Consider the following 561-nt stretch of genomic DNA (forward strand, 5'->3'; position numbering starts at 1 on the left):
TTGGAAATAGCGCGATACATAAATGGCAATGCGATGGTGAAGTAAGTACCCACTAAAATCCAGGGTGTACCGATGAGGGAAATTTCGCTGTCAGCATAGAGTTGAAGAAGGCCCACAGACGAAACCACTGGTGGTACTGCAAATGGCAGCAAAATCAGGATATTCATCAGCTTGTCGAGTTTCGGAAAGTAGTAAAACACCACGAAAATCGCAGGCAGTATGAGAACAACACTCAGTGCTAGTGCTGAAAGGCCAATAAAGAGCGAGCGACCAAACGCCTGTAAGAAGCGAGGATCCGTAAGCAGTTTAATGTACCAGTCAAAAGTGAAACCATCAGGCAGAATCGTTGCGCCCCAGCGAGAAGAGATCGAGTAAATGAACGTCGCTAGAATCGGGATCAGCATGATTCCGACGATGGTGTAAACGACGCTTTTATGGAATCGAGAATTTACGTCTTGCATGGTTTACTTCCTGCTTTTCTTAGCTGCGTAACTTTTGGCAATCAGCCACTGGTTAATCACCGTAATAAACGCCAACAGCGCCATTAAGATGACCGAGATG

At 45.8% G+C, this 561-nt stretch carries 1 protein-coding gene and 1 pseudogene; both read right to left on the reverse strand.

Annotated features, from left to right (window positions below):
• The coding region (locus R7R78_RS28495; RefSeq protein ID WP_406707409.1) for an ABC transporter permease at window positions 1–461 on the reverse strand (461 nt) is incomplete at its 3' end.
• 3 nt (window positions 462–464) lie between these two features.
• Window positions 465–561, reverse strand: a pseudogene (locus R7R78_RS28500) (ABC transporter permease); the annotation flags it as partial.

This window comes from Vibrio sp. 2134-1 (genome assembly GCF_033339495.1).